This window comes from Streptomyces sp. WELS2 (assembly GCF_013870595.1).
Lineage (GTDB): Bacteria > Actinomycetota > Actinomycetes > Streptomycetales > Streptomycetaceae > Streptomyces.
The window spans coordinates 1-7,048 of record NZ_JACBWZ010000293.1; the positions used below are offsets into that span (position 1 = coordinate 1).

6 protein-coding genes and 1 pseudogene are annotated in these 7,048 nt (G+C 71.9%); 3 read left to right on the top strand and 4 right to left on the bottom strand.

Annotated features, from left to right (window positions below; all coding sequences use genetic code 11):
* From H5J33_RS36775 to H5J33_RS18160, 3 genes and pseudogenes are all read right to left on the bottom strand, one after another.
* Positions 1-225, bottom strand: a pseudogene (locus H5J33_RS36775) (serine/threonine protein phosphatase); the annotation flags it as partial.
* Between the two features lie 268 nt (positions 226-493).
* Positions 494-1,183, bottom strand: coding sequence for a DUF402 domain-containing protein (locus tag H5J33_RS18155; RefSeq protein ID WP_181795988.1), 690 nt, complete (start codon positions 1,181-1,183; stop codon positions 494-496).
* An 82-nt stretch (positions 1,184-1,265) separates the two neighbouring features.
* Positions 1,266-2,663 carry an aspartate ammonia-lyase gene (locus H5J33_RS18160; RefSeq protein ID WP_181795989.1) on the bottom strand — a complete coding sequence of 466 codons (1,398 nt, stop codon included), beginning with the start codon at positions 2,661-2,663 and terminating at the stop codon, positions 1,266-1,268.
* Positions 2,664-2,766: 103 nt separating this feature from the next.
* Between H5J33_RS18160 and H5J33_RS18165 the strand changes: the two genes are divergently transcribed.
* Positions 2,767-4,290 (top strand): ricin-type beta-trefoil lectin domain protein, encoded by a 1,524-nt coding sequence (locus H5J33_RS18165; protein ID WP_181795990.1) that lies wholly within the window; start codon positions 2,767-2,769, stop codon positions 4,288-4,290.
* Positions 4,291-4,590: 300 nt separating this feature from the next.
* A complete protein-coding gene (locus tag H5J33_RS18170; RefSeq protein WP_181795991.1) occupies positions 4,591-4,809 on the top strand; it encodes a hypothetical protein in 219 nt (72 codons plus the stop codon).
* Between the two features lie 186 nt (positions 4,810-4,995).
* On the opposite strand, the gene H5J33_RS18175 is transcribed toward H5J33_RS18170, so the two are convergent.
* Positions 4,996-6,666 carry a fumarate hydratase gene (locus tag H5J33_RS18175; protein ID WP_181795992.1) on the bottom strand — a complete coding sequence of 557 codons (1,671 nt, stop codon included), beginning with the start codon at positions 6,664-6,666 and terminating at the stop codon, positions 4,996-4,998.
* A 145-nt stretch (positions 6,667-6,811) separates the two neighbouring features.
* On the opposite strand from H5J33_RS18175, the gene H5J33_RS18180 reads away from it, so the two are divergent.
* A partial coding sequence (locus tag H5J33_RS18180; protein ID WP_181795993.1) for a DUF1707 domain-containing protein occupies positions 6,812-7,048 on the top strand: 237 nt, incomplete at its 3' end.

The following is a 7,048-nucleotide window of genomic DNA, read 5'->3' on the forward strand; positions in this document are numbered from 1 at the left end:
GGGGCCGCCCACCGGGTGCTCCTTCCCCATGCCGTCCTTTCCCTTGCCACGGGGCGTGGCCGTACCCGGGCCGGCGGGCGTGGTGTCGGCACGGGCCTGCGCGGGTAAGGCCGGCTCGACGGGTTGCCGCGCGGATGGCTCCGGGGCACACAGGAACGCCCCGCGGGCCTCCGCGGGGTCGGCGCCCGGCTGGGGGCGCTCGATGGAGGTGGGCTGCTCCGTCACGCGTGTCGCATCCGTCCGTCCGGGGCTGCGCGCCGGATGCGCCGGGCGCGCAGTTGGTCCCGCCGAAGTCCCGATACCCGCAATACGTGCCCAGGGAACGGAATTCCCGTGGGGCCGGCCTTCGTGGTGGTGCCCTGATACCCCTCGCTCACGTCCTGCCGTCCCTCGGTGACGATCGGTCAGCCCCGGCGCATGCTCCGGTAGTTGCGTTCACGCGCCCTTGCGGAGGACGATCCTACGTTTCTCGCCCGGGGGCGCATCAAGAGTCTCATGAGGACACATGCGCGGGCGTGCGGTCCCAGTCCTCGGGTAGAGAAGGTACTCCCCAGGAGGGATCCGGGCGCCAGTTCTGCCAGCCGTCCGGGAACGGCGGTCCCCACGCGCGGATCACGTCGACCGCGTCCCGGCCCGCCGCCCGCACCCGTTCGGCGGTCGCCGGGTCCATCAGCCCGTCCCGCTGGGCCTGCGCGAACTCGTCCTCGTCCCGCCAGCGCCAACTGCGGTCCGGCTCCACGGTGATGTCCAGGAAGTGGTCCTCGGAGTCCACCCCGCCCGCCCAACGCGCGAGCGGCTGCTCCAGGTTGACGTACCAGTTCTTGAACCGCCAGCCGGGCTCCCAGAACAGCCACACCGACCAGGGCCGGCCCGGCTGGGCCAGCTTCAGCACGCCCGTGCCGAACCAGCGGTCCCGGTGCACCGTGCGCGGCTTGGTGTAGCGGGACTCCAGCGGCTCCCGGTGCACGGGCGTGCCGTCGGCCAGGACCGGCCTCACGCACTCGGTGCCGGGGGCCAGCCACACCGCCAGCAGGTCGGCGTCGTCACGTACGACGGTGACGGGCCGGGCGATGTGGAACTGCTCGCCCCCGTTCTCCCGGTAGCGCCACAGGATATGGGTCCCCGGGGTCCAGTGCGCCGCCGCTCCCGCCGTCACTCGTGCCATCGCTCCGTCGTCCGTCATGGACAGATTTTAGGTGCCCCCGGCATACGACGCTGCGGCGCGCGTCACGGCCGCCCCGGGTGGCCGGAAACGTTCGCCGCGGTCAAGGACGCGTCATCCGCAGGACGTCCAGCGCCTCGTCGAGCTGTTCGAGCGTCAGGTCGCCGCGCTCCACGTACCCGCTCTCCAGGACGACTTCGCGGATCGTCCTGCGCTCGGCGAGGGACTTCTTGGCGACCTTCGCGGCCTCCTCGTAACCGATGTACTTGTTCAGCGGGGTGACGACGGAGGGCGACGACTCGGCGTACTCGCGGGCGCGTTCGCGGTCGGCGGTGATGCCGTCGATGGTGCGGTCGGCCAGCAGCCGGGAGGCGTTGGCGAGCAGCCGGATCGACTCCAGGACGTTCTTGGCGAGGACCGGGAGCATCACGTTCAGCTCGAAGTTGCCCGCCGCGCCGGCGGTGGTGATGGTGGTGTCGTTGCCGATGACCTGCGCGGCGACCATCAGCACGGCCTCGGGGACGACCGGGTTGACCTTGCCCGGCATGATCGAGGAGCCGGGCTGGAGGTCGGGCAGCCGGATCTCGGCCAGACCGGTGCGCGGGCCGGAGGACATCCAGCGCAGATCGTTGGCGATCTTCGTCAGGCCGACCGCGATGGTCCGCAGCTGCCCGCTGGTCTCCACGATGCCGTCGCGGGCGCCCTGGGCCTCGAAGTGGTCACGGGCCTCGGTGAGCGGCAGTCCGGTGACCCGGGCGACCTCCGCGATGACGGCGGCGGAGAAGCCGGGCGGGGTATTGATGCCGGTGCCCACCGCCGTGCCGCCCAGCGGCAGTTCGGCCAGGCGGGGCAGGGACGCGTACAGGCGCTCGACGCCGTGCCGGACCTGCGCCGCGTACCCGCCGAACTCCTGGCCGAGGGTGACGGGGGTGGCGTCCATCAGGTGGGTCCGCCCTGACTTCACCACGTCCGCGAACTCGGCGGACTTGCGCTCCAGGGCCGCGGCCAGGTGCTCCAGGGCCGGGATCAGATCGTGGGTGACGGCGGCGGTGGCCGCGATGTGGATCGAGGAGGGGAAGACGTCGTTGGACGACTGCGAGGCGTTGACGTGGTCGTTGGGGTGCACGTCACGGCCGAGCCGCTCGGTGGCCAGCGTCGCGATGACCTCGTTGGTGTTCATGTTGGACGAGGTGCCGGAGCCGGTCTGGAAGACGTCCACCGGGAAGTGCTCGTCCCAGCGGCCGGCGGCGACCTCCGCGGCCGCCTCCTGGATCGCCCCCGCGATGTCCTCGTCCAGCACGCCCAGCTCGGCGTTCACCTTGGCCGCCGCCGCCTTGACGCGGGCCAGGGCCTCGATGTGGGCGCGTTCCAGGCGCTGGCCGGAGACGGGGAAGTTCTCGACGGCGCGCTGGGTCTGCGCGCGCCACTTGGCATGGGCCGGGACCCGGACCTCGCCCATCGAGTCGTGCTCGATCCGGTACTGCGGCTCTTCGGTCGTCATCGTCGTACCTCCGAAAACATGAGCACGTGTCGCGTCCCGCCTATTCCCCATCTGACTACCCGCCAGTAAATACCGGAGGTAACACCTGCTTCCGGGAGGCGTCATGAAACGCGTCGGATCCATCGGGTCCAGGATCAGAGGTACGGCCGCCGCTGTCGCGACGGCCGCCACCGTGTTCGCGGGCCTCGCGGCCCCCACCGCCCACGCGGCCCCCGCCGCCGCGGCGGCCACCCCGCTCCCGCCCGACCTGGAACGCGTCCGGGCCGCCGAGGCCACCGCCCTCTACGGCGACCCGGCCCAGCGGCCCCTCGCCGACCGCAAGACCTCGCTCATCTCCCTGGGTGACAGCGAGATATCCGGCGAGGGCACCGGCTCCTACGAACCGGGCACCGACGGCCCGGACAACTGGTGCCACCGCTCACCCCAGGCCGCCATCCACCGCACCGGCATCCCGGCCGACGTCACCTACAACGTCGCCTGCTCGGGCGCCTACACCGGCAACATCCGCATCGGCGGCACCAGGCAGTACGCCGACGAACTCGTCCAGAGCGACAGCCTCGCCGTCAAGGCCCGCACCACCCGGATCAAGATGATCGTCCTCGTCGCCGGCGCCAACGACGACCTCCAGTTCGGGCCCGTGATGACCGACTGCGTCACCCGCTACCTCACCCTCCAGGGGGCCTGCGAGCCGAAGTACGCGCCCGGCTGGCAGGCCCGGGTGGACGCGCTCGTGCCCAAGGTGGAGGCCACCGTCGCCGACCTGAAGACGGTGATGCGGGACGCGGGCTACGCCGACGGCGACTACAAGCTGGTCCTCATGGGCTACCCGAGCCCCATCGGCCCCGACATCCACGACAACCCCGGTTTCCCGGGCAAGCTCCCGGGCGGCTGCACCGGCTACGACTCCGACAGCGCCTGGGGCCGCGACAGCGCCGTCCCGCTCTTCGAACGCGGCATGCGCGAGGCCGCCCGGCGCAGCGGCGCCTCCTACCTGGACGACTCCCGGCTCTTCCACGGCCACGAGGTCTGCATGGAGGACACCTGGGCGCGGGGCCTGTACGTCGACGTGACGAACCCCTTCCCGCCGGACGCCAACTCGGTACGGCAGTCCTTCCACCCCAACGTCCGCGGGCACGCCGCCTTCGCCGCGTGTCTGACCCGGTTCTACGACTCCGGGTTGCGCGAGGCGGGGTGCGCCGACCCGGCGAGCACCGGCACGCCCGAGCTGTACCCGGGCGCCTGGGACGACGCGTTCCGCCCGCTGACCGGCAAGGCCACCGGCGCCTGCCTCGACGCCTCGGGCGGGGCGAGCGCCGACGGCACGGAGGTCATCGGCTGGGACTGCCACGGGGGCCGCAACCAGGGCTGGTGGTACGACACCGGGCGGGGCGCGCTGCACTCGGAGCTGACCCACGACCGCTGCCTGGACGTGCCGGGCGGCTCCTACACCGCCGGTACGGGACTGGTCCTGTGGAACTGCCACGGCGGCGCCAACCAGCGGTTCGTCCGCCAGTCGGGCACCCTCCGCCCGGCGGCGGCACCGAACCTGTGCCTGACCCTGACGGCGGCGAAGGAGCGGGTCGGGCTCCAGGCCTGCGACGGCTCGGCGGCCCAGCGCTTCAGCTGACGCCCCGCCGGGCCCCTCGGCCGGACGGCAGCCCGCGAGCGGTGCGCCGCGCCCACACCGGGGCGGCCACCGCGACCGGGCCCTGCCCCACGGCAGGAGGAGGAACGGGCTGCCCCGCGCCGCCGGACGCCAAGGCAGATGGCTCGCGAGCCCGTGTCCTGCGTGATGCGGTGTCGTTGCCGGGTCGTGAATCCTCGCAGGACGTCGCCTGCGCTGGGCATCGCCTCAGCGGCACCCGGGGCCGGACGCGGCACCGCCGTTGCGGCATTCGCCGGTGGCATCGGCGCCATCGGCAGCCCTGTGTTCGGCAACACGTGCGTGACCCTGCACCACCTGACGCGGTCCGTGGGCACCACTGCCCACTCCGCCGGGCTCGGCGGCAACCTCGCACAACTCCCTCTCGGCACCTCGTACCAGCACTGCGGCGGCGCCGGCCTGCCGGACGAGTCGCTCAGGCGGTCCGCGGCGGGGGGACTCGTCGGACCGGACCTTCCCGTCAACGCCCTGCACGGCGGTTGAGTCCCGGTTTCCCGCGGCCGGTCGTCCCTCGCCGGCGTGGGGCTTGCCCGGCTTGCGCCGTCGCCGGCCGCGGCGGGAGCGGACCGGCGGTTTCCGGACACGGGAGCGCGGGCTCCTGGCGCCACCCCACGGGACGACAGCGGACCCCCGGCGGCGCCGAGGGGTCCGTGCGGCTCGGAGGGACGGTCAGGCCAGCCCGGGGCCCCGAACCGGAATGGTGGTGAACGTCGGCTGGGGGGCCGGGTCCTGGAAGAAGTCGTTGCCCTTGTCGTCCACCACGACGAACGCCGGGAAGTCCTCGACCTCGATCTTCCAGACGGCCTCCATGCCCAGCTCCTCGTACTCCAGGACCTCCACCTTCTTGATGCAGTCCTGGGCCAGGCGGGCGGCCGGGCCGCCGATGGAGCCGAGGTAGAAGCCGCCGTGCGCCGCGCACGCGTCGGTGACCTGCTTGCTGCGGTTGCCCTTGGCGAGCATCACCTTCGAGCCGCCCGCCGCCTGGAACTGCTCCACGTAGGAGTCCATGCGGCCGGCGGTGGTCGGGCCGAAGGAACCGGAGGCGTACCCCTCGGGGGTCTTGGCCGGGCCGGCGTAGTACACCGGGTGGTCCTTCAGGTACTGCGGCATCTCCTCGCCCGCGTCCAGCCGCTCCTTGATCTTGGCGTGCGCGATGTCACGGGCCACGACCAGCGGACCGGTCAGCGACAGCCGGGTCTTGACCGGGTACTTGGTCAGCTCGGCGAGGATCGTGTCCATCGGCTGGTTCAGGTCGATCCTCACCACGTCGGACGACTCGTCCAGGTGCTCGTCCGTGGTGTCCGGCAGGAAGCGCGCCGGGTCGGTCTCCAGCTGCTCCAGGAAGACGCCCTCGGGGGTGATCTTCGCCAGCGCCTGGCGGTCGGCGGAGCAGGAGACGGCGATGGCGACCGGGCAGGACGCGCCGTGCCGGGGCAGCCGGACCACGCGCACGTCGTGGCAGAAGTACTTGCCGCCGAACTGCGCGCCGATGCCGATCTTCTGCGTCAGCTCGAAGACCTTCTCCTCCAGCTCCTTGTCCCGGAAGCCGTGGCCGAGCGGCGAGCCCTCGGCCGGCATGTTGTCCAGGTAGTGCGCGGAGGCGTACTTCGCGGTCTTCAGCGCGAACTCCGCGCTGGTGCCGCCGACCACGATCGCCAGGTGGTACGGCGGGCAGGCGGCCGTACCGAGCGAACGGATCTTCTCCTCCAGGAACTTCATCATGGAGGACTCGTTCAGGACGGCCTTGGTCTCCTGGTACAGGAAGGACTTGTTGGCCGAGCCGCCGCCCTTGGCCATGAACAGGAACTTGTAGGCGCCGCCGTCGGTCGCGTACAGCTCGATCTGGGCCGGCAGGTTGGAGCCGGTGTTCTTCTCCTCCCACATGGTGAGCGGAGCCATCTGCGAGTAGCGCAGGTTGAGCTTGGTGTAGGCGTCGAAGATGCCGTGCGAGAGGTGCTTCTCGTCCTCGCCCGCCGTCAGCACGTTCTGCCCGCGCTTGCCCATGACGATCGCCGTGCCGGTGTCCTGGCACATGGGCAGCACGCCGGCCGCCGCGATGTTCGCGTTCTTCAGCAGGTCGAGCGCCACGAACTTGTCGTTGGCGCTGGCCCCGGGGTCGTCGATGATCCGGCGCAGCTGCGCCAGGTGGGCCGGGCGCAGGTAGTGCTGGATGTCGTGGATGGCCTCCTCGGCCAGCTTGCGCAGCGCCTCCGGCTCCACCTTGAGGAACGTCCGGCCGTCCGGGCCCTCCACGGTGGAGACGCCCTCCGACGTGACCAGCCGGTACGGGGTGGTGTCTTCTCCCTGGGGAAGCAGATCGGTGTACGCGAACTCCGGCATCTCAGCCCATTCCTCACTCTGACGGACGGCGGCCCGCCGACGCTGGCGAGCCTGTCCAGCGTAGAACCTGCCGCCGGCCGTGATGCTGTGAGGTGGCGCTCAGTCAGGGCTGTCGCGATCTATCGTGTTTCGGTACGCTGCCGTGGTGGACCTTCACAAGCAGACCGCACCCACGCCCCCGGCCGAGCTGCGCGCCTCGGACGCCGACCGCGACCGGGTCGCCGACATCCTCCGCGAGGCCCTGGCCGAGGGCCGGCTGACCGCCGACGAGCACGCCGAGCGCGTGGACGGTGTACTGCACGCCAAGACGGTGGGCGAGCTGGAGGCCTTCATCCGGGACCTGCCCGCCGCCTACCGGCCGCCCGCGGCTCCCGCCCCGCCC

Bases quoted from the DNA above. Each gene is read 5' to 3' on its own strand.
- H5J33_RS18175 (WP_181795992.1), bottom strand. From the start codon at position 6,666: ATGCCGGAGTTCGCGTACACCGATCTGCTTCCCCAGGGAGAAGACACC.
- H5J33_RS18165 (WP_181795990.1), top strand. From the start codon at position 2,767: ATGAAACGCGTCGGATCCATCGGGTCCAGGATCAGAGGTACGGCCGCC.
- H5J33_RS18160 (WP_181795989.1), bottom strand. From the start codon at position 2,663: ATGACGACCGAAGAGCCGCAGTACCGGATCGAGCACGACTCGATGGGC.
- H5J33_RS18155 (WP_181795988.1), bottom strand. From the start codon at position 1,183: ATGACGGACGACGGAGCGATGGCACGAGTGACGGCGGGAGCGGCGGCG.